The sequence below is a fragment of the Vibrio sp. TRT 1302 genome (assembly GCF_050113875.1).
Classification (GTDB): Bacteria; Pseudomonadota; Gammaproteobacteria; order Enterobacterales; family Vibrionaceae; genus Vibrio.
This window is the reverse complement of sequence record NZ_JBNJOF010000001.1, coordinates 14,622-35,595: the sequence shown is the minus strand read 5'-3', so window position 1 is coordinate 35,595 and position 20,974 is coordinate 14,622. Positions and strand designations below refer to the sequence as shown.

Annotated in this window: 18 protein-coding genes and 1 pseudogene; 13 read left to right on the top strand and 6 right to left on the bottom strand. The window is 44.6% G+C overall.

Annotated elements, in window-relative coordinates; translation table 11 throughout:
* Nucleotides 1–51 precede the first annotated feature (51 nt).
* Nucleotides 52–318: a DUF2960 domain-containing protein gene (locus ACQEXP_RS00165; RefSeq protein ID WP_138971922.1), complete on the top strand. Its 267-nt coding sequence runs from the start codon at nucleotides 52–54 to the stop codon at nucleotides 316–318.
* Nucleotides 319–635: 317 nt separating this feature from the next.
* Nucleotides 636–3,125 carry a sensor domain-containing phosphodiesterase gene (locus tag ACQEXP_RS00160; protein ID WP_426967412.1) on the top strand — a complete coding sequence of 830 codons (2,490 nt, stop codon included), beginning with the start codon at nucleotides 636–638 and terminating at the stop codon, nucleotides 3,123–3,125.
* A gap of 33 nt (nucleotides 3,126–3,158) precedes the next feature.
* Here ACQEXP_RS00160 and nagK read toward each other — a convergent pair whose 3' ends face one another.
* Both nagK and ACQEXP_RS00150 read right to left on the bottom strand, forming a co-directional pair.
* Nucleotides 3,159–4,067 carry an N-acetylglucosamine kinase gene (nagK, locus tag ACQEXP_RS00155; RefSeq protein ID WP_426967409.1) on the bottom strand — a complete coding sequence of 303 codons (909 nt, stop codon included), beginning with the start codon at nucleotides 4,065–4,067 and terminating at the stop codon, nucleotides 3,159–3,161.
* Between the two features lie 144 nt (nucleotides 4,068–4,211).
* Nucleotides 4,212–4,949, bottom strand: a complete 738-nt coding sequence (locus ACQEXP_RS00150) for a tRNA-uridine aminocarboxypropyltransferase (protein WP_426967407.1) — start codon at nucleotides 4,947–4,949, stop codon at nucleotides 4,212–4,214.
* A gap of 71 nt (nucleotides 4,950–5,020) precedes the next feature.
* Here ACQEXP_RS00150 and ACQEXP_RS00145 point away from each other — a divergent pair, with 71 nt between their 5' ends.
* Nucleotides 5,021–5,812, top strand: a complete 792-nt coding sequence (locus tag ACQEXP_RS00145; RefSeq protein WP_426967405.1) for a sterol desaturase family protein — start codon at nucleotides 5,021–5,023, stop codon at nucleotides 5,810–5,812.
* A gap of 22 nt (nucleotides 5,813–5,834) precedes the next feature.
* Here ACQEXP_RS00145 and ACQEXP_RS00140 read toward each other — a convergent pair whose 3' ends face one another.
* A complete protein-coding gene (locus ACQEXP_RS00140) occupies nucleotides 5,835–7,865 on the bottom strand; it encodes a methyl-accepting chemotaxis protein (protein WP_426967403.1) in 2,031 nt (676 codons plus the stop codon).
* Between the two features lie 88 nt (nucleotides 7,866–7,953).
* Between ACQEXP_RS00140 and ACQEXP_RS00135 the strand changes: the two genes are divergently transcribed.
* Nucleotides 7,954–8,472: an NlpC/P60 family protein gene (locus tag ACQEXP_RS00135; protein WP_426967401.1), complete on the top strand. Its 519-nt coding sequence runs from the start codon at nucleotides 7,954–7,956 to the stop codon at nucleotides 8,470–8,472.
* A gap of 18 nt (nucleotides 8,473–8,490) precedes the next feature.
* Here the strand turns inward: ACQEXP_RS00135 and ACQEXP_RS00130 are convergent, their stop codons facing one another.
* Nucleotides 8,491–8,835: a DUF3802 family protein gene (locus ACQEXP_RS00130; RefSeq protein ID WP_138970940.1), complete on the bottom strand. Its 345-nt coding sequence runs from the start codon at nucleotides 8,833–8,835 to the stop codon at nucleotides 8,491–8,493.
* A gap of 357 nt (nucleotides 8,836–9,192) precedes the next feature.
* Here ACQEXP_RS00130 and ACQEXP_RS00125 point away from each other — a divergent pair, with 357 nt between their 5' ends.
* Together ACQEXP_RS00125 and ACQEXP_RS00120 are read left to right on the top strand one after the other, a co-directional pair.
* Complete coding sequence (locus tag ACQEXP_RS00125) at nucleotides 9,193–10,059, top strand: fructosamine kinase family protein (RefSeq protein ID WP_426967399.1); 867 nt, start codon at nucleotides 9,193–9,195, stop codon at nucleotides 10,057–10,059.
* A 247-nt stretch (nucleotides 10,060–10,306) separates the two neighbouring features.
* Nucleotides 10,307–10,511, top strand: a pseudogene (locus ACQEXP_RS00120) (CPXCG motif-containing cysteine-rich protein).
* Nucleotides 10,512–10,534: 23 nt separating this feature from the next.
* On the opposite strand, the gene ACQEXP_RS00115 reads toward ACQEXP_RS00120, so the two are convergent.
* Nucleotides 10,535–11,146 carry a riboflavin synthase subunit alpha gene (locus tag ACQEXP_RS00115; RefSeq protein WP_426968003.1) on the bottom strand — a complete coding sequence of 204 codons (612 nt, stop codon included), beginning with the start codon at nucleotides 11,144–11,146 and terminating at the stop codon, nucleotides 10,535–10,537.
* A gap of 142 nt (nucleotides 11,147–11,288) precedes the next feature.
* Between ACQEXP_RS00115 and ACQEXP_RS00110 the strand changes: the two genes are divergently transcribed.
* Nucleotides 11,289–12,659, top strand: a complete 1,371-nt coding sequence (locus ACQEXP_RS00110; RefSeq protein ID WP_269376437.1) for an MATE family efflux transporter — start codon at nucleotides 11,289–11,291, stop codon at nucleotides 12,657–12,659.
* A 33-nt stretch (nucleotides 12,660–12,692) separates the two neighbouring features.
* Here the strand turns inward: ACQEXP_RS00110 and ACQEXP_RS00105 are convergent, their stop codons facing one another.
* A complete protein-coding gene (locus ACQEXP_RS00105) occupies nucleotides 12,693–13,547 on the bottom strand; it encodes a DNA ligase (protein WP_426967397.1) in 855 nt (284 codons plus the stop codon).
* A gap of 311 nt (nucleotides 13,548–13,858) precedes the next feature.
* On the opposite strand from ACQEXP_RS00105, the gene ACQEXP_RS00100 reads away from it, so the two are divergent.
* The 6 genes from ACQEXP_RS00100 to ACQEXP_RS00075 are packed head-to-tail and all read left to right on the top strand — an operon-like array spanning nucleotide 13,859 to nucleotide 20,961.
* On the top strand, nucleotides 13,859–14,179 hold the full coding sequence (locus tag ACQEXP_RS00100; RefSeq protein WP_269376435.1) for an STAS domain-containing protein: 321 nt from the start codon (nucleotides 13,859–13,861) through the stop codon (nucleotides 14,177–14,179).
* Between the two features lie 34 nt (nucleotides 14,180–14,213).
* A complete protein-coding gene (locus ACQEXP_RS00095; RefSeq protein WP_426967395.1) occupies nucleotides 14,214–15,053 on the top strand; it encodes an OmpA family protein in 840 nt (279 codons plus the stop codon).
* Entirely contained in the window at nucleotides 15,040–17,133 is a 2,094-nt protein-coding gene (locus ACQEXP_RS00090) for an SLBB domain-containing protein (RefSeq protein ID WP_426967393.1), read from the top strand. The genes ACQEXP_RS00095 and ACQEXP_RS00090 overlap by 14 nt, the downstream gene beginning before the upstream one ends.
* Nucleotides 17,133–17,828, top strand: coding sequence for a chromosome partitioning protein ParA (locus tag ACQEXP_RS00085; protein ID WP_426967391.1), 696 nt, complete (start codon nucleotides 17,133–17,135; stop codon nucleotides 17,826–17,828). The genes ACQEXP_RS00090 and ACQEXP_RS00085 overlap by 1 nt, the downstream gene beginning before the upstream one ends.
* Before the next feature lie 8 nt (nucleotides 17,829–17,836).
* Nucleotides 17,837–18,637 (top strand): phosphate/phosphite/phosphonate ABC transporter substrate-binding protein, encoded by an 801-nt coding sequence (locus tag ACQEXP_RS00080; protein WP_426967389.1) that lies wholly within the window; start codon nucleotides 17,837–17,839, stop codon nucleotides 18,635–18,637.
* Between the two features lie 11 nt (nucleotides 18,638–18,648).
* Nucleotides 18,649–20,961: a response regulator gene (locus tag ACQEXP_RS00075; protein WP_426967388.1), complete on the top strand. Its 2,313-nt coding sequence runs from the start codon at nucleotides 18,649–18,651 to the stop codon at nucleotides 20,959–20,961.
* Nucleotides 20,962–20,974 lie beyond the last annotated feature (13 nt).

Below are 20,974 nucleotides of genomic sequence, written 5' to 3'. Positions count from 1 at the left end.
TTCAGGGGCCAGCATAGCTGGCCTCTTTATTTTATAGACGGTTGAATATTTATGGCTCGTACAATCCTATATACCTACAAAGACCAAGACAAAACACTGGCTTTTTCTTACGAGAAACACAGAAACATTCACGAGGCAGTGGCAGAAGCTGAAGGTATTGATATTTCGGCATACCTAAAAATGGAGCAGCAAATCGAAGCGATTTCAGACACCAAAGCCGTTCGCAATTATCGTGATAATCACTTTAAAAAACTTGGCTTTAGTAAAATCACTTTGGCTCAGAAAGAGAACCTTGGTGTAGGAAAGAAGAATTCGTAATCCCCTCGTTTAAAAGGCTGGCTTTCCAGCCTTTGTTCTTTCTCCTTTCTTCTTCCTTAGACAAGACTAACTAACCCAATATAAGGCCGTTGTTTAAAACAAAGTTGAGTAATTATACTAGAATTATTAGACCGTAATGTTTAGGCCGCGACGTTCCATCCAGTTGAATCAACTGATAATTTTATATTTTGACAACATTTCCCTCACAAAACCGTACATTGTACATATACAATTAATGGCACCTGTGTGAATATTTATGCCAACCCTATAAACCATAAAAATAGAACATAATACTTAACAAGGATTGGCCCCTTCCAATGGAATCGCTCATTACAAAAGTCATCGATTCAAGAAATGAACAAGAGCTTTACCACCGTTGTCTACAAGACGTCTATTTACGCTATAAACCACAACACTGTTTGATTGCTGAGTATGATCTTGAGCAGAACATTGCTCATTCTCACTGTTACTTGCACCACGGCGAGCTAGCGGAAAACATCACCTATTCTTTAGGTGGTACTCCGTGTGAACTGGTGCTGGATAACCGAGAAATCTGTGTCTACAAAGAGAAAATTCAACAACTTTTCCCTGATGATGCCATCTTACAGATAATCAATGCGCACAGTTATCTCGGCATTCCTATTCAGTCGCGCAGTGGCAAAGTGGTTGGCGTTATCGCACTCATGTATGACACCGATTTACCCGATATATCTTTTGATAAGACTTGGCTAGAAACCATCGGTTTTCTGATCGGTAAGTCAATCATTCAGCAACGCCTTGCTGGTCAAAAAGATAAGCTATTGGAACAATTTGAACGTTCAGAGCAATTAACGCAAAGTGGTTCATGGACATGGGATATTACTCATAACCATTTTAGCTACTCTAAAAATCTCGCCAATATGACGGGCATGACACCGGATCAACGACTACAATTTGCTGATTTTTTCCGCCTCTATATCTTTAAGAGTAAAATCAGCTTAGATCGCTTCATGCTTGATGTAAGCTCTGGGAGTGAAGCTAAGACTCTCACTGTTTATCGAGAAATGTGCCCGATCAATAAGCAGTTCGAAATTAGCTACATTAAAAAATTCAATGAGTTAGGTGAATTGACCAAGGTCGTAGGCAACATACGAAATACGACAGATATTTCTCAATTAGAAGCTGACTTTACCATCGCGCAAAAGATCGTCGACCTCTCTAGTAACGGCGTATTAATTACCGACAAGCACAACCGTATTATCAGTACCAACTCTAAAGTGGAAGATATTACCGGCTATACTTTTGCCGAGCTAGAGGGCGAATCGCCTTCTATCTTGAGTTCTAGCCTCCATCCTGCGAGCTTTTATCAAAAGATGTGGGCTGAGCTTCATGAACAGGGGCACTGGAGCGGCGAGGTCTGGAACCAAACGAAATTTGGCGCCGTTTATCCCGAAAAACTCAGTATCTATGTGTTACGAAACCGAGTTGGCGAAATACAGAACTACATCGCGACATTCGAAGATCTTAGCGAGCTAAAATCAATTGAAAGTGAGCTAAACAACTACAAAAACGAACATGATTTTACGGGGCTACAAACTCGAGAAAGCTTTATTAATGCCTTGTCAAAGACCGACAATCAAACGGTCATCATTCTCGATCTAAAACGTTTTTCGTCAATCAATAATATGTACGGAGAGTCCTTTGGTAATAAGGTTCTCGTCCATGTTGGTCATACGCTGGCGACCAACTTTGATACCAATCAGATTAACATCTGTCGATATGGCCCAGATCAGTTTGCACTGAGCTTTACTCAAGACACCCTCGAGGGGGTCAATAAATTCGTTAGCTTTGTTCGCTCTAAAATCGAAACAAGTGTCGTGATTGATAATTATGAAATTGAACTTGCGGTGAATATCGGTTGCTCAAATATCAGTGAGTTTGAAAGCAAAACACACCCGATAAAACAGGCCTACTATGCGCTAAGAGAAGCCAAGAGCGACCCTACTCCATCGACCTCTATCTATTCCACTCAGTTGGAAAAACGAGTGGCAAGACAGTATTCGCTTGGTGCACGACTCAAGAAAGCCATCGACGAAAAACGCATTGATGTTCACTATCAGCCAATTTACGATTTGAACAGTAAAAAGGTGGTCAAACTCGAAGCTCTTGCACGCTGGACCGAAGATGGTGAGATTATCTCTCCATTCGAGTTCATCCCTATCGCTGAAAATCTTGGCTATATTTTCCAGCTTGGCGAAATTGTATTGGAGAAGTCCTGTCAGGATCTGCAACGTTTAAAATCTCGCGGCTACGAAAATATTTTGATGTCGATTAACCGTTCTATCGATGAACTGAGCGAAGAAGACCCATCCAACTGTTCGATCTTGAACATCATTGGTCAGTCAGGTTTGTCTGAGAAGGACATCATTATCGAGGTCACCGAGTCTATCCCTCTTGAAGATAAACCACATGTTCAGGATCTTCTCAGTGTGTTGCGCATGAAAGGCGTTAAAGTCGCGTTGGATGACTTTGGTACTGGCTATGCATCATTCTCTAACTTAATGAAGAACTCGATTGATATCCTAAAAATCGATCGCTCTTTTGTCCGAGATATTTCAACCAATCTCAATAATGCGGTGTTAATTAAATCGGTGAACCTGTTAGCTCGACAACTTGGGCTAGAAGTGATCGCGGAAGGTGTTGAAGATGAACAACAACTGACTCTGCTTCAAGAACTGGGCTGTCGCTACATTCAGGGGTACTTAATCAGCAAACCTCAACCGTTTGAGGAGATTGAAGCCGAGATCAAACGGATCAACCAACGCTAATAAAAAAACGGGACCAAATGGCCCCGTTTTTTATTATTTGATGTTGAGGAACGCTGCACCGCGTACACCGCCCGAATCACCGTGTTTCGCTTTAATGATTTTCGGGCATTTTGCTACCGAAAGTAGGTATTTCGGTACACGCTTAGGCATCTCTTGATAAATCAATTCGAAGTTTGATAGACCACCACCTAAAGCAACAACATGTGGGTCGTTAGCCGTGAAGATATTTGCAAAACAGATCGCAAGCAATTCCATAAATCGCTCAACATGTTCACACGCTTTTTCTTCACCCTGCTCATACGCTTTGATGATGTCGATCGCTTTTTTCTCTTCACCAAAGTAATGCGCATAAATAAGTTCAAAACCACGACCTGATAGGTAGCTATCTAGACAGCCTTTCTTACCACACCCGCAGCCTAATAGCGGCGCATTGTCACCAAGGTGGAACCAAGCATCAATCGGTAGACGCATATGACCCAACTCACCAGCTACGTGGTTGCGTCCCGAAAAAACCGCGCCGTCGTAAATAAGCCCGCCACCGAAACCTGTGCCTAGAATCAGACCCATAACCGATGGAGAGTCTTTGAGTTCTTCATCCCACGCTTCTGAAAGTGCGAAACAGTTTGCGTCGTTTTCGATTTTTACACTACGGCCAATTTTACGCTCTAGGTCGAAACGGAGCGGTTTGCCTTTAGCCGCAGGCACGTTTACTGTCAGTACAGTCGCGTCATCAGCGTCTTCCATACCTGGTAAACCAAGACCAATTTTACCTTCACAGCCAAAATCTTGGTCGTACTTTGCGACCAAACCAGCAATGGTTTCAACCAATAATTCGTAGTCGTCCGTTGGCGTTGGTACTCGCTCGGTAGCCACTCGCTCCAGTTTTTCATTGAACGCACCAAATTCAATCTTAGTGCCACCAACGTCAAAGCCGTAGTACATCTTATCTCTCCCAGAAAAAATCAATCAGAAAACGTATAATCGCACCATTATCCATATAGCTAAGCCTACAAACTGTGATACAGAACCAATTTAGCTTTGCGTTGTGCTCAACTGAACAGTCTCTGCCCAACCAGAATTGATTATTTAGAGTGATTTCTCGTTTCTCGACATAATGTACTCGTTTAATGCCGGTTTAGTGTCGTCTCGTCTGTTGCGTGTTTTGCTGTTGAGATACGACTCTCGAAACACCTCAAACCACATGGTCAATGTTTTATGCAGTTGTTCATGGCCTAACTGTTTGAATACCAGTGCCGCCACTTCCGCCGTCGCGAGATGCTGATCATTGTCCGAACGACGCATCATATATTGCGAGACTCGCTGTGGGCTAATCGATAAAACGGGTAGTTGACTCAAATATGGCGACTTGTTGAACATGCGTCGAGCTTCACGCCAACTTCCATCAAGAAAAACCAACAAAGGTTTTCGAGCCAAATCGCTGCTAGTGGTCGTATTCGCAACCAACCTTGAGTGATCCTCAACATACTGCTCAGGAAAGACCAGAATCGGTTGGTAGTCTGGGCTATTGAGCAATTCTAACATTGCCGCTTCAGGCTCCGTTCTGCTCCATTGATATGCATGCCCGTCTGCCACCGTATCTAAAATTAAGCGTCCAGTGTTACTCGGCTTAAATACTTCGTTCTCTGAGAGTAATAACAGCACCGCCACCTCTGTACTCGCTGTCGGTTGGTGTTGACACAAACAATCTTGCTGAGCGACTTGGCAGTACTGACAACGCGCGACTTTACTGCCTCGTGCATTAAAGGGCTTGGTTGAACGTTCGAGGCGTTGCTGGTACAAGTGATGAAAGGCGTGGATTCTCATAGCGCAGTGTAGATAATGTCAAAGTTGAGCAAGTTTACTCACCCAAGTAACAGTTGCAAGGAATAGTAGCAATGCAAAATCCAGAATTGATTCGATTAAGCTTTTTTGTTGGCGTCCTTGTGCTTTGCGGTCTTTGGGAATGGGTGACGCCACGTAAACGCTTAACACAGAATAAATTCTATAGATGGCTTAACAATCTAGGCTTAGTGGCTTTCAACTCACTGTGCCTAACCCTATTGATGCCTATCGTCGCGATCGAGGCGGCCTACTATGCTCAATCTCATCAAATCGGGCTGTTTAATCAGTTTTTTGCGCTTTCTCAACCACTCGTGTTACTTATTGCGGTCATCGTTCTCGACTTAGCGATATATCTACAACATTTGGTTTTTCATCGGGTACCGCTTCTGTGGCGATTACACCGAATGCATCATTCTGATCAGGATATAGATGTCACGACTGGCACTCGTTTCCACCCGATTGAGATCCTTCTTTCAATGTGGATAAAGATTGCGCTCATATTAGTACTTGGCGTGCCACCTATCGCTGTACTGGTTTTCGAGATCATTCTCAATGCCAGTGCGATGTTTAATCACAGTAACGCTTATTTGCCACTAAAATGGGATAAATGGTTAAGAAAGTTGGTGGTTACGCCTGACATGCACCGAGTACACCACTCTACGATTACCCAAGAGACCCATTCTAACTTTGGCTTCTTTTTATCGGTGTGGGATCGGATATTCACCACTTATCGAGCCCAACCAAAGTTAGGGCATGATGATGTCGAAATCGGCATCACCACGTTCCGTTCAGCGCAAGAACAAAGAATTGACAAGATGCTCTCGCAACCATTCAGAAATCACTAAGATACGCCACGCCAGTAGGAGGCTAAATCGAATACTTGTGCAGCATCGCCTGCTGATTACCCGCAATCCCTGCTACCTGTTGTGAGCTTTCGACCATCGATTCAAGCTGCATTTTCGTCTGTTGCCCCTGCTCGGAAATAAGTGAGATCGAACTACTGACGTGTTCTGTAGCTCGTTCTTGCTCTTCGGTCGCTATAGTCACCTGCTCGACTCGAGTCTGAATGTGAGTCACTGCGGCTTCAATATCGTTGAAGGTAGATTTGACGACTTCACTCGACTCTAACGCATTGTTCATTTCCTGACGTGATTCCTCAACCGCCAAGCGCGAACGTTCGGCGGCAGCGACCAATTGATTCATGCGTTCACGAATATTCGTTGTCTGATTAGATGTATCACTGGCGAGTTTACGTACTTCGTCCGCCACCACTGCAAAGCCTCGCCCTTGCTCACCAGCACGAGCTGCTTCTATCGCGGCATTGAGCGCCAAAAGATTGGTGTTTTCTGCGATACCTGAGATCAGATCAACCATTTCTCGGATCTGTTTCACCCTTTTATCGAGCTCAACCATAGACTCTTCATTGGCGTTAAGTGTATCTGCCAGCGAGCGTAAGCGTGTTTGGTTCTCTTCGATTGCATTGACACCTTGAGTTGAGAAGCGTGTCGCGGCAGTTGACTCATTGTATGACTCGGCAGTCACCGTCGCGATTTCTCGAATTGAAGCTTCCAATTGATTGATGGTCGCAATCATACTTGCCAACGATTGATTTTGTTCTGTTAGACTTTGATTTGATTGTTCCGCTGCGCCGTGGCTAATTTCGGCAGTCTGATAGAGCGTTTCACAGTTTCTTGTAACTAGAGCGATTGATTCGTTCGTTGAACGAATCACCTGATTGAGTTTATTTGCGATCTCTTTCATTTCCAACGGCCCAACTAACAGTGCCTGACCCGTGAGGTCGTGTTCAGTCATACGGTTGAGATGCGTCAGAATGTTTTTGAGACCTCGGTTTGTCCATGCACGAAGAATAAACCAAGCCATGATAATGACCACAACCAGTACTGCACTGCTTGTCAGCACGACGGTAGCTGTGGTTTGCATCGTTGAGCTAACCACGCGCTGACTGTTGCCTATCAAGGTATTTGCTGTAGCCGAAATATCATTGAGCAAAGCGATCGTCTTATCTGCAACAATCACCACTTCTTCAACCTGCCTACGCTGTTGGCTAACAAGCTCAAGTTTGGCCAATATCTGCTCGACAATCGCATCGGGTTCAAAGCCAGACAACACCATCTCATAACCCGCTGTCAGGCTTGCAAACTCAACCACATCAGGATGCCACTGCTTAAAATCGTCATACGCTAAGTTGACCCCTGCAAGACGGTTTTTCATTTCTTTGAATGCTATTTGGGCCTGATCCAGTTCTGTTGTCATCATCAGTTGAACAAAAGAACTTTCCATCGAACTCACATTGGCAATAAACCGATTCGCAGCATCCGCTGACTCAGGATTGTCGCCAACTAAAAATGAGCTTATGCGATTCATTTCCGGCCCAATAGACCCTAATCCATATCGGAATCCGTCGAGTTCACTGGCAATGCTCTTTTCTAACGTCAAGATATTACGTTGCGTCGCTATCACTGCGTTGCTCTGTGACACAAGTGAGAATAACGATCCCGTTAACTGTTCAGTTTGATCTGGTGTCACCGCATTATCAAATTCAGCTGAAATCTTCACCACACTGTCAGATAGTGCGGTACTTTGTTGCTCATGAATCAAAATCTTTTGTTCGATCGTTTGTAGTGACTCGATGCTCTGAGTTCCAGCTGCATAACTTAACTGCTTAACCTGCTCTAAAATGTTTTGCGTAAGTTCAGCATTGGTCATTGCCAGCGGTAAAGCTTGTTGGGAAAGTTCTGAAAAACGTTGTCTAATATTTTCTAAGCCCTTAATACTAGTGACAGAAAGTAAAATGACGAGTAAGGTGATGGTAAAAAATACCGCACTGATTGTCTGAATAAGGGACAGTGAAAATGTGTTTTTTTTCATCGTTTCCATAATGAAGATAAGATCCTGATACCGATGTTTCTGGCGAGGATATTATGGCGAGATTGTTACGGTTAGATTGCAGACTAGAGTTATTATTATGAACCGCTATTCACTTCCCCTATCCCTGAACGCAATAATCCTGACCTCGTTACTCGCGGCTTGTAGCAGTGCTCCTCAACAAGAAAGTCAGCCCGCGTCGACAACTTATTCAGCGCCCAGTGCTTCTCAATTGGCGGTTAGAGAGTCTTTGATTAAAGTTTTTGACCAGTGGGAAGGTGTTCCCTACCGATTAGGTGGGTCGTCATTAAATGGAGTGGATTGTTCGGCATTTGTGCAAACTGCGTTTCAACAAGCGATGGGAATACAGTTACCCCGGACGACACTCGATCAAGTAAAGGTAGGATCGGAAATCGCTTACTCTCAAGCGACTATTGGTGATTTGGTATTTTTTAAAACCGCACCCAACACTCGACATGTTGGTGTCTATATTGGCGGTAAGCAATTTATGCATGCATCGACATCAAAAGGGGTCGTCATATCGAGACTCGACAACCCTTATTGGGCTAGCAAATACTGGCATTTCAGACGAGTTAGCCTCTCGCCTGAAATCAATTAGTCATACAACAAATTGGGGTTAATCGTATTTCGCAACAGCGGAATCGAACAAATTCTTAACCAAAGCAATGTATTCGTCCAAGAAGCTAATTTGTTCGTTTGTTGCAGGCTTGCCCCATACTCCAGCAAGAACTTCCCCGAGGTCTTCTACTACTGAATCGGCTTCTTTAAGTAGCTGGAAGCGGACGCTAGAGTGGAGTTCTGGGTTTTGTTCAAAGATAGCCATGATGTTACTCGCAACCATATCGGTAACGACATCTTCGACGCTCTCTGTTCCTGTGTCTCCTTCTTCAGAAGCAAACACATCAAGATTGAAAGCTAAGTGCTCGATTAGAGCTAGGTAACCATCGGTTTCAACAACCACAGTTCATCTCCATTATTGTCATGCCGTCGATATCCATCTTTAATACTAAGACATTTCAATGTGTTTTCACAACTTGTGTCCGTTCAGTTGCTGATTACTTGTTCAGTTCTGGCTATAGTAGCCTACCCCATTAGACATAACTTGCTGTAACTAAGAAAGTTGAAGCAGAGTCAAATAATACTCACGTATAATTAATAGCATATTTTATAGCGAAGAATGCGATGAGGGACACACTTCACACTTTGCGAATTTGACAGGTCAGATTGTCTAAATCGTTGAATTTTTTGCACTATGAATCAGTATTCAACGCCATCATCTTCTACACTGTAGTTAAATGCATCTGACTTAGGAAATGTTATGTGGCAAGCCATATCAAAACAGCTTTCTGAAACCTTGATGTTCGCTTACGAAATAAGCGAAAAATGCAAAGTTCACGGTGGTGAAATCAACGAATGCTATATGATTTCGGACGGAGAACAACGCTATTTCGTTAAAGTTAATCAGCGTAGTTCTTTGCCTAAGTTTGAAGCTGAAGCTGAATGTATCCACATGTTGCGTGAGAGTCGAACGGTTTCTGTACCCGAACTGGTTTTAGCGGGTACCACCAAAGATAACGCCTTCATTGTACTCAACTACCTCCCGACCAAACCATTAGATGACAGCAAAAATAGTTATCTCTTTGGACAGCAGATCGCCGAACTTCACCAGTGGGGCGAACAGCAGGAATACGGCTTTGATCAGGACAACTTTATTGGAGCGACGATCCAGCCTAACAAGTGGGACAGAAAATGGTCCCGTTTCTTTGCTGAACAACGAATTGGTTGGCAACTGCAATTAATGCAAGAGAAAGGAATTAACTTAGTCGATATCAACGACTTTACCCAGTTGATTCAGACCAGACTTGCCAATCATCAGCCTAAACCTTCGCTGCTTCACGGCGATCTTTGGCATGGCAATGTGGCAAGTTCGGTCTTCGGCCCAATTTGTTATGACCCCGCCAGTTACTGGGGTGATCGTGAATGTGATATCGCTATGACTGAGCTGTTTGGTGGATTCCAGCCAGAGTTTTATCAAGGCTATGAAAGTATTCTGCCGCTCGACATCAGTTACAGCGAACGGAAAGACATCTACAACCTTTATCATTTACTCAATCATTACAATCAATTTGGTGGACACTACTTGGAACAATCAGAAAAAATGATAAAGAAAATCCTTTCATATTAATGGTGAATGTGTTTATTTAACAATCACTTACGGAGATGAATGGTTATTGAGTTGTCAAACATTTAGTTGATCAATAGTGACGTGTGTTTCGACAACCTTTGCCTTTTCGTAGCTAAGTCAAATTTTGTACTTAATTTCTGCCTAACAGAAACTTCTAAGCATAAGATTATATCGTCTACAGGGAAATCTTACTTTCAGTGGGAGTCAGTTAGGCGCTGTTTTCGATATAGATGTAAGGAAAAGAGTTATGCATAGCTACACAGAAAAAAAGGGTTGCTTGTCCCCATTGCGGTCATACCATTAGTATTACGCTTGATGCATCGAATGGTAGCCAAGAGTTTTATGATGATTGTCCTGCTTGCTGCCATGCAATCCACCTCAACATGACAGTCAATGAGCAAATGGACACGATTGACTTATTCGTTGATGCCGACGATGAACAAGTATTTTAAAAAAGCGCCAAACGGCGCTTTTTTTATAACGATTTACTCGCTAATACTCTTTCAACGGTATCCACAATTGCTTGTGTTTGTGGATCAAACTCGACGTTAATTTTATCACCAATCTTACGGCTTCCGAACAGAGTTCTTTGCAACGTCTCTGGGATGAGATGAACGGAAAAACGCGCCCCTTCAACCTCACCTATGGTTAACGAACAACCATCGAGGCCAATATAGCCTTTAGCCAAGACATATTTAATCCTGTCTTGAGGAATTTCGAACCACAGGGTTCGATTATTTGGTGTGTCTATAACATCAACCACTTCACCCATTAGCGAGATGTGACCTGACATTGAGTGACCGCCAATTTCATCGCCAAACTTAGCGGCTCTCTCAATATTAACCCTATCTCCGATAGCCAACTCTCCAAGATTGGTCAACGCTAAGGTCGCCTGCATCAAATCAAAATCAACAAGCTCACCATCCACTTTCGTTACCGTAAGACAGCAACCATTGTGTGCAACAGATGCGCCTATCTCTAGGCCCTGATTCATTGGCCCGATCAATTCAACGGTATGTGTTTGAAACTTTTCTTTCTTTTCGATGGCAACAACTTTCGCCATTCCCTGAACGATTCCGGTAAACATGATTAATTCCGTCAGTTTTTCATGGTGCTTAGTGTGACATTTCTTTATCATCGCAGACAATCATTTTCTCTGTGCTTGAGTGCGCAGCATTCCTTTGCCTATTCACTCAGGTTTCTCAAGCAGTTTGTTGGAGTATTTTTCATTGCATCGCTATAAAACCGAAGCTAACACACTGGTAAAACTGGCTACACCTGTTCTGATTGCTTCTGTGGCTCAAACAGGAATGGGCTTTGTCGATACCGTAATGGCGGGTGGCGTTAGCGCAACAGATATGGCAGCGGTATCCATTGCTGCGAGTATTTGGCTACCGTCGATTCTATTTGGTGTTGGTCTTCTAATGGCTTTAGTTCCTGTTGTGGCACAGCTCAATGGTTCAGGCAGACAGCACAAAGTACCATTCGAAATCCATCAGGGACTTGCGATGGCGCTTTTGCTATCCATCCCGATCTCGTTAGTCTTGCTCCAAACCAAAGGTATCCTCGGCCTAATGGACGTCGAGCCTCTGATGGCGGGCAAAACGATTGGTTACATGCACGCTGTCATCTTCGCCGTCCCTGCATTCTTGCTGTTCCAAGTGCTTCGAAGCTTAACCGATGGTATGTCGTTGACTAAGCCTGCGATGGTGATTGGTTTTATTGGACTCCTGATCAATATCCCGCTCAACTGGATATTTGTTTATGGTAAGTTTGGAGCCCCTGCCCTTGGAGGGGTTGGTTGTGGTGTCGCTACAGCCATTGTTTATTGGATTATGTTTGCCTTATTGCTCTTCTATGTACTTACATCCAATCGATTGGCACATGTTCAGTTATTTGCACAGTTTCATCGTCCACAATTAAAGCCATTGTTGCGTCTATTTAAACTGGGCTTCCCCGTTGCCGCCGCCATGTTTTTTGAAGTGACCCTATTCGCTGTTGTCGCTCTGTTGGTGGCACCATTAGGGCCACTTGTTGTCGCAGCTCACCAAGTCGCGATTAACTTCTCATCATTAGTGTTTATGATCCCAATGAGTATTGGTGCTGCAACCAGTATCCGCGTCGGACACAGACTTGGGGAATCTAACGTTGAGGGGGCTGCCATCGCATCTCGTGTTGGTCTTATCGTTGCGGTAGCGAGTTCACTCTTTACGGCACTATTTACCGTATTATTCAGAGAACAAGTTGCCCTACTTTACACCGACAACCGAGCAGTGATCGAGCTTGCGTTGCAACTCTTATTGCTTGCAGCGGTTTACCAAGTGACTGATGCGGTACAAGTTGTCGCGGCTGGTGCTCTTCGTGGCTACAAGGATATGGCAGCAATATTCAACCGTACTTTTATTGCGTACTGGGTATTGGGCTTACCACTGGGCTACATACTCGCTATGACAGACTGGATTGTTGAACCAATGGGCGCTCACGGCTTCTGGATGGGCTTTATTATTGGTCTATCTTCTGCAGCGATCATGCTCGGATTACGCCTACGTTGGATGCATCGACTCGATGATGCTCATCAATTAGAACTCGCATCTAAATAACGCTACAGGCCAGTCATTTGACTGGCCTGTTTTTTATCGATCTATCGCGGCTCTAAGAAATCGTGCAAACTTGGGCACGCCATTGTGAGTGTAGCCGTTGAACTGATAGGTAATGAGACTACCCAATGGTGGAGGGAAATTACGCTGCTCATCACTGAATCCGTTTCCAATATAGAACTGTTGTCCATTGGGCAATTCGACTAACAGCGCTCCCATCATATTCGAAAACTTGCCTTTACCCGACTTATAACCAACAACGACTGCCTCTCCATCTTGCAGTTTCTTAAGCTTGATTAGATCTTGGCTTCGCCCAGCGTGATAGGCATGATGAATACTCCTCAACATTATTCCTTCACCTTTAAGCGCCGCTATGCGTTCAAGATTGTCAAACAATGTCGCCTGATTTTCTATCGGTGTATGCTCAATCAATTGGATATGTTCTTCATTCAGCGTGTTTACTAAACTCTTTAAGGCGTCATAGCGTTTGAGGTAGCTCTGATCGCTATAAGGAATGTCAAATAGCATATAGCGGATCAATGACCAAGCCACTTGTTTAGGTAACTGATCCAACACCGTTTGTTGAACAATGTGAAAGTTTCCTCTACCTGCCCACAACTCCCCTTCCAAAGGAAAATTGGGGAGAGACTGAGTAAACCACGTTGGCGCAGCGATTGGGTTGCCACGTCGAGTACGGAGAGTGGAACCATCCCAAACCGCACGAATTCCATCGAGTTTCTCACTTTGCCAATACTGTTCTAAATCGATTTCATCACTATAGTTGCTCGCCAAGACCACTGGCTCAGGTAGCTTGTCTTTCTCTTTTGCGTACACAGGTGAGTTTAATATCACGATCACGCTGATTGCGACCAACGAACATCTAAACTGCATAGCGACTGCTCCTAGCTCGATTGTTGTCTCAAATTATTGCGACAATCTGGAGCGTTTCTAGGCTCAATATTAAGGATTCAGAGTCATCGTTGTCTAAAAGATAGCTGTTAGTAATCACAGTTACATTTCGCTGGAGACCAACCAGTTAAATCTGATGTTTTTATCTCACTCTTATGACTTTCAAATTGAGAAAAGCGATTTCTCATATTGAGAAATTTACAGAACACAACACTAAGATATTGATTATTAATGGCTATTTTATTGGCACGTAACCTGCTCCACTCTATGCAACCAACATAGGAGCAAGCGTCATGGAACTACGTAAAATTCAAGCCAGTGAAACCATAGATACACTCATCATCAACGGAAACTTAGATGCCGATGGCAGCCGTTTCGCTCAACCACACATCGATCAGATTATTGCTGAAGACTCTGGCCGCGATGTGGAGATCGACTTCAGCCACGTCCAGTTTCTCGACTCTTCTGGTGTCGGCGCTATCGTATATCTCTACAAACGCCTTATTGAACGTCAACGCAACATGCGCATAGAAAACGCCTCAGGGCAGCCACTGGAAATCATCAACCTACTGCGCATCAGTCAGGCGATTCCGGTCAATTCTCAAACTCACTAAAAATAACAATAAATCACTAACAAAGGACGTTGGCATGAACTTTTCTCTCAAACACATAGCCCTAGCTGTCACTGTCAGTTCAGTGATTGGCTGTTCCAGTTACCCTGAAAGTGGTCGTGGTGGCATTGCAGAAGATTACATTCAATCAAGTTTCACTCCTGTCATGCCCGACGAGCCTCTTGGTCCAGAACACGGTTTACGCTTCGACTGGCAGCTAACTAAACTTCAGCTTGATTCACTCATTCGAGAAGGAGCACGTTGGTGTTTTCCAGCAGCAGTGGTTCAGGCACTCGAGAAACAGAATCGCATTGCGCGTGAATTGGAAGGCGGTCTTCTTCTCGACGCAGCCAATGACATCGTTATCCAACGCAAACGTCTTAATGAATTAGAACTGCAATTGGACTACGTGACCTCTCAAGCGAAATGTGTTCCACCAATGGATGAGAACGCCTTTCAGCAACGTTTGGCCATCATCGACAAGCTCTACAGTCTACTCAATGTGGATAATCAGTTTGCATTCAACTCAACAGAAGTGAACCCTAAATATATGGGGCATTTAGCCCGCGCAGCGAATTTACTGGAAGAGCATACAAGTTTAACTCTCTCCGTCACGGGTCATTCAGATTCGATGGGTGACGTGGCTTACAATCAAAAACTTGCGATGGGCAGAGCACAACAAGTTAAGAGATATTTGATCATTTTTGGCCTGAGTCCAGAACGTATTAAAACCCATTCCGTAGGCGATACCCTTCCTCTATATCAGGGAGAATCTGAGGGCGTTCGTCTTACTAATCGCCGAGTGAGCATTGAGGTGGTCGACAAGCAGGAACGCACTGAGTCACCGATGCAAGGAGGCTACTATGAAACAAATTAATCTTCTGTTCGTCACCTTGTTACTGTCACTTGCTACTTTGGTCAACGCGAGTGAAGAGCGTGTTGATATCGGCGACTTAATCCAAGTTAATCTGCCAGGCGAAACCTCTCTAAACAAAGGATTTCAAGTCGATAAGCGTGGAAGAATCACCTTGCCTGAAGTAGGTGCCCTTTATGTTGCTGGTTATACTGAGCCTCAACTTGAGTCAGCCGTCAAACAAGCGTTGGAGAAAGTCTATCGCGATCTGTCCTCTGCGACAGTTTACATCGCCGAACAACAAATCCTCGTTTCTGTACAAGGGTACGTAAAGTCACCCGGAGAATACACCTTACCTAAGAGCGCAGATATCCAGATGGCACTGCACGCAGCCGGTGGATTACGTGCAGGCGCTCAGTTGAACGATCTATTTATAAAACGCGGCAATGAAAAAATTGCCTTCAATTATAAAAACTTCCTTGATACGGGTAACTCATCACTGCTTCCAGAGCTGGATTCACTGGACACGATTTTCGTTCCAGCCTCGCCGCTAGTCGGCAATATCGAACAAGAGTTTGACGCAACCAAACTCGCAAACGCTGGCGATAGCGCTGATGGACGTACTGCGATCAAAGTGTTTGGCGAAGTCAACGCTCCAGGCTCATTCGGCTATAAAGCCAATACGGATTTGGTTGATATCATCATGCGTGCGGGTGGTGTCACTCGCTATGCTTCGGTAGAACAAATCCGAGTTATTTCGGACAACACCCCTAAACTATTCAACCTTAAATCCTATTTAGATAGCGGTGATGTTTCTCTACTGCCTACCCTAACTCCGGGAACGACTATCTTTGTTCCTAAGCAAGAAGAGGAAATTAAATCCGGTGCTAATGTTGTCTATATCATGGGGGAAGTCGCTAGTCCTGGTGCCTATGAAGGTAAAAAGAATGCCTCATTTATGGACATTCTCGCCAATGCTGGCGGGCCAACACGCTACGCAGAATCCCGTCAGATTCGTGTCATTAAAGCCAACGGTACTGTCGTCAAATTCGACCTAACCGCTTTTACTGAAGGACTATCAGGACGCAACCCTCCTAAAATCAGTGCTGGTGATGCAATCTTTGTCCCTGAGAAAACCGACATGAACGAAAAGTCTTGGCTCAAGATAGCGCCGAACCGCGCAGTACGCATCATCGGCGAAGTGGTTCGTCCCGGTCGTGTGGAATGGTCTGATGAAATGGATCTAATGGATCTACTGTCTCACGTAGGCGGCCCAACATTACGCGCTGATACCTCCAAAATCGAGGTTGTCACCAGTGACAATAAACTCCATGTATTCGATCTCGATGCCTATATATTGAGTGGAGCACCTAGCAGTGAATTGCCGAGCATTACCTCAGGGTCAATTATTCGTATTCATGACCTTCCTCAAGACCCATCGGATAATAAGTCACAATGGGTTCGTCAAAGTTCAGATGCATCGATTTACGTCTTTGGTCAGGTCAACGCGCCTGGACGTTATCGCTTCACCAAAGATATGCATTTTCTCGACATTCTTTCCGCCGCCGATGGCCCAACCAAAGATGCTGACATCCATAACATCCGCATCACCCATAGAGACAAAAGCTACTCAAAAGTGAGCAAGCTGAACCTTTCACTTTACTTCGAAACGGGCGACGAAAGCCTATTACCTAACGTGACTATGGGCGACACCATCTACATTCCCGAGAAAGACAAAATCTGGCTTGATCGTTCAAAAGAGTCCACGGTGCGTGTCCTTGGCGCAGTAAACAAACCAGGACGTTACGTTTTCGACGACAATATGACAGTGCTCGACTTGCTTGCAGAAGCAGGCGGCCCATCTGACCGAGCTTACCTTGAAAAGATTTCTATCGTGAATATGTCCTGCTGTCAGGGTCAGGCGCGAACATTTGATTTGGTGGACTTCAGTAAAACGGCCAACATATACCAACTGCCTGTCCTCCGTGCCGGCGACACCATCTATGTTCCTGACCGCAGCGAAAGCATCTTGGAAAAAGCCCGTGTTGGCTTGGAAGATATTCTGCGCTTAACCACCACCATAGTGTTAATAGGAGCGTTGTGATGATTATTCCTTCAACCCATACCGAGATTGAGCAAATCTATCTTGCTGCGGAGATGAATGGTTGCCGCTCTCTCTGTCTTACGGCCTGTCAATCAGGTGACGGTGTCACATCTATTGTATCTGCACTTGCGGAGCGTTACTTATTGGCTGGCCATAAAACATTAGTCGTTGACTTAAATACCTTTCACCCAGCATTTGAATCCATCGATTCGATGCCTCAATTTACTGAGCAAGTCGGACTTTTGGTCGAACACAACGATACGCATCAGCTGTTTACTGGGTTACCTGTCCCTAGCAGTCAATCAGCGCTTCTGGCTTACAAAGATCCGACCTACCTCACTAATGCGGTATCCGAGTGGCTGCAACAATTCGATCGTGTCATTTGCGACACTTCCCCTTTGTTACATATAAATCGCGGCAATATACCCGCCCAAGTCGTTGCGGGGGCTTGTGATCAGACTGTCCTTGTCGTTATGGGTGGAAAAACGTCGTCGGGTCAGTTGGCGAAAGCGACTGAGATGCTCAATTGCGCGTCAATTTCTCTACTGGGTTCTATTCTTAACATGAGAGACCAAGCCACTTTGGCCGAAGAAATAGTCCGCGAGTTAAACCGCTTTACCTTTATTCCACGTAGTTGGCGTGAGCGTATAGCAAGCAAAATTTTGACCAACGAATTTCTGGCACAGTCAGCATAGGAGTTAGCATGAAACGTCTAGTCGTGTTTATTTCCGCCCTATCCTTATCCGTGACATGCCTGGCTCAAACCCTTAGTTTTGGCATCGTTCCACAGCAATCAGCCAGCCGATTGGCCGAACAGTGGACGCCGATAATGAGCTACCTCAGTGAGCAAACGGGACTCGAAGTGGTATTCAGTACCGCTCCAGACATTCCCACTTTCGAACAACGTTTGGCTGAAGGTAAGTATGACATCGCTTATATGAACCCTTATCACTACACAGTTTTTAGTCAGGCTCCTGGATACCGTGCGATAGCCAAAGCAAAAGACAAATTCATTCAAGGTATTATTGTCGCGAAAAAAAATGACCCTATTGAAAGCCTCACTCAGCTTGACAACGCTAAGCTCGCTTTCCCTTCTCCTGCCGCTTTTGCCGCCACCATTTTAACTCAAAGCGATCTAAACAAAGCGGGAATCAGTTATCAGGTCGACTACGTATCCTCACACGATTCAGTCTACCTCGGGGTGGCTAAAGGCTTTTATCCCGCAGGTGGCGGTGTGATGCGAACCTTTAATTCACTGCCAGAAGTCGTCAAGTCTCAACTTCAAGTCATCTGGAAAACTGAGTCTTATACACCACATGCGATTGCCACCCATCCACGTTTAAGCCAGCAACAGGTCTCTGCCTTGCAAAACGCCTTGATGTCATTGGATTCAAGTAGCGTCGGACAAGCTCAATTAAAGACACTAAGCTTAAAAGGTTTCGTTGCTGCTCAAGATGAAGATTGGAATGACGTTCGTAAGCTAAACATCACGATTTTGGATTAGTGGGGAAGCGCATGACTTTACGTTCAAAAACGATCCTCGGAATCGCCATCATAGAAATCATTGTGCTGGTCGTCCTCGTCCTGAGTGCAATGAGCTTTCTTTCCAACTCAAATGAGAAGCAGCTCATACAGAGAGCCAACTCTAGCGCAACCATGTTTACTCAAGCGGCAAAAGATGCCGTTCTGTCCACAGACATCGCCACGCTGGAAAGCCTCGTCGATGAGTTCATGACATTGGAGGATGTGGCCTACGTTAGGGTGTTACGTGATGGCAAAGAGATGGCCTGCGCTGGTGACAAACAGATCTTACAGCGTGTGATACAAAACGATACCAGCCTTGAAAGTGTTGATGATGGAATCTTCGATTTGCGTAGCCCGATTGAGGTCAACGGCAAAGTCTACGGTTATGTCGATATCGGCTTTCAAGTCGAACCTATCATGATGATGTTGAATGACGCACAACGATCCATTGTCGGCATTGCAACCATGGAAGTGGTGTTAGTTGCCCTTTTCTCTTTCGCCTTAGGTACCTATTTAACACGAGGATTGACTCGCATTGCTTCGGCGGTCAACACCATTGAGCAATCGGGTCCTGGCTTTCAACTTAATTCACAATCGAAGGACGAAATCGGTGACGTATCTCGTGCATTTGATGACATGTCCGCCAAGCTGGAACAAGAATATAAGTTGCTTCACGCCGCCCGCGAAGGCGCAGAGCTTGCCAATGACTCGAAAAGTCGTTTCCTTGCCTCTATGTCGCATGAGATTAGAACCCCAATGAATGGTGTACTGGGTATTCTCAACATACTCGAAGAGACCAAACTGAGTAAGGAGCAGAGAAAACTTGTCTCGACAGCGATTGAATCAGGCCACTTTTTACTGTCCGTCATTAACGATATTCTCGATTTCACACGAATGGAGTCAAATACCCTGATACTTGAGGATCAGCCCTTTGATTTTCGCCAGTGTGTAGAGAGTGTTGTCGATTCATTCACTCCTACAGCGAAAGCACAAAATTTAGTCTTACACTGCTATATTGAAGGCCACGTACCCAGTAAGGTTCGTGGTGATATTAACCGAGTCAAACAGATTTTACTGAATCTAATTGGTAATGCGATTAAGTTTACCCATGAAGGAAGCGTCACCGTTAAAGTCGGCGCTGAGAAGGCCTCTGAAGACAAGGTAAAACTCATCTGTCAGATACAAGATACAGGGATTGGTATCAACCAAAATGCGATCGATTATCTGTTTGATGAGTTCACTATGGTTGACCAATCATACTCTCGTAGCAAAGAAGGTTCCGGACTTGGTCTGGCAATTTGCAGACGCCTTTGCAATCTAATGGATGGAGAAGTCCGTGTAGAGAGCCAGCCTCACATTGGCAGTACATTCACCTTTGATATCTGCTTACCTGTCGCTGATCAGCTAATCTCGTCACCGGATACCACCGAAAGTCGCCCTACCTTGCAATACACTAATGCTCGTATTTTGGTTGCGGAAGACAACAGAGCGAACCAATTGGTCATCAGAGAGATGTTTAAGCGTATCGGCCTCACTATCGATATTGCTGAAAACGGTGTTCAAGCGGTAGAGATGGTCAAGCAATATCAGTACGACATCATCTTTATGGACATCTCTATGCCAGAGATGGACGGTATGCAGGCATGCAAAGCAATCCGCGAACTCGATGATGACATTACCTCGCAACTTCCTATTATTGCCCTTACTGCACACTCCCTAGCGGGAGACAGAGAGAAGTTTCTTGCCTCGGGTATGGATGATTACTTATCAAAACCTCTAAGAGCATCACAACTAATTGAAAAAATTAATCTATTCTTAAATGAAGAACACAATACGGAAGCAGGATCTGCTCACACTTCAAACACAGAAAATAGGCAATTAGAGTCATATCGAGCTAACATTAAAACCGTTGATTCATCAATATTAGAAGAGGTTAATTTGGAACTTGTCGATGAACAAATCCTTCAACAGATGATTGAAGACACAAGTGCAGATGTCATCCCGTTATTGATTGACCACTATCTTGAAGAGTCACATCAACGGCTTGAAAAAATATACCAAGCCATTGATCGAGAAGACTCACACACGGTTGAGTTTGAAACACACACCTTAGGCAGTTCTTCACTGGCCTTGGGCAACCGTACATTGTCTAATTTTGCGCGTAAAATTGAACATCTATGTATAGATGGACAAGGAAACCAAGCCTTCAAACTTAAATCTGAGTTGCAACGCCTCGCGGAACAATCACTAGCTGCGCTAGAAATTCGCAAGCAGCAAGGCTTTTCACAACCGATGCAACCTTAACTGTTTATCGATA

Bases quoted from the DNA above. Each gene is read 5' to 3' on its own strand.
- ACQEXP_RS00165 (WP_138971922.1), top strand. From the start codon at position 52: ATGGCTCGTACAATCCTATATACCTACAAAGACCAAGACAAAACACTG.
- ACQEXP_RS00160 (WP_426967412.1), top strand. From the start codon at position 636: ATGGAATCGCTCATTACAAAAGTCATCGATTCAAGAAATGAACAAGAG.
- nagK (WP_426967409.1), bottom strand. From the start codon at position 4,067: ATGTACTACGGCTTTGACGTTGGTGGCACTAAGATTGAATTTGGTGCG.
- ACQEXP_RS00150 (WP_426967407.1), bottom strand. From the start codon at position 4,949: ATGAGAATCCACGCCTTTCATCACTTGTACCAGCAACGCCTCGAACGT.
- ACQEXP_RS00145 (WP_426967405.1), top strand. From the start codon at position 5,021: ATGCAAAATCCAGAATTGATTCGATTAAGCTTTTTTGTTGGCGTCCTT.
- ACQEXP_RS00140 (WP_426967403.1), bottom strand. From the start codon at position 7,865: ATGGAAACGATGAAAAAAAACACATTTTCACTGTCCCTTATTCAGACA.
- ACQEXP_RS00135 (WP_426967401.1), top strand. From the start codon at position 7,954: ATGAACCGCTATTCACTTCCCCTATCCCTGAACGCAATAATCCTGACC.
- ACQEXP_RS00125 (WP_426967399.1), top strand. From the start codon at position 9,193: ATGTGGCAAGCCATATCAAAACAGCTTTCTGAAACCTTGATGTTCGCT.
- ACQEXP_RS00115 (WP_426968003.1), bottom strand. From the start codon at position 11,146: ATGTTTACCGGAATCGTTCAGGGAATGGCGAAAGTTGTTGCCATCGAA.
- ACQEXP_RS00105 (WP_426967397.1), bottom strand. From the start codon at position 13,547: ATGCAGTTTAGATGTTCGTTGGTCGCAATCAGCGTGATCGTGATATTA.
- ACQEXP_RS00100 (WP_269376435.1), top strand. From the start codon at position 13,859: ATGGAACTACGTAAAATTCAAGCCAGTGAAACCATAGATACACTCATC.
- ACQEXP_RS00095 (WP_426967395.1), top strand. From the start codon at position 14,214: ATGAACTTTTCTCTCAAACACATAGCCCTAGCTGTCACTGTCAGTTCA.
- ACQEXP_RS00090 (WP_426967393.1), top strand. From the start codon at position 15,040: ATGAAACAAATTAATCTTCTGTTCGTCACCTTGTTACTGTCACTTGCT.
- ACQEXP_RS00085 (WP_426967391.1), top strand. From the start codon at position 17,133: ATGATTATTCCTTCAACCCATACCGAGATTGAGCAAATCTATCTTGCT.
- ACQEXP_RS00080 (WP_426967389.1), top strand. From the start codon at position 17,837: ATGAAACGTCTAGTCGTGTTTATTTCCGCCCTATCCTTATCCGTGACA.
- ACQEXP_RS00075 (WP_426967388.1), top strand. From the start codon at position 18,649: ATGACTTTACGTTCAAAAACGATCCTCGGAATCGCCATCATAGAAATC.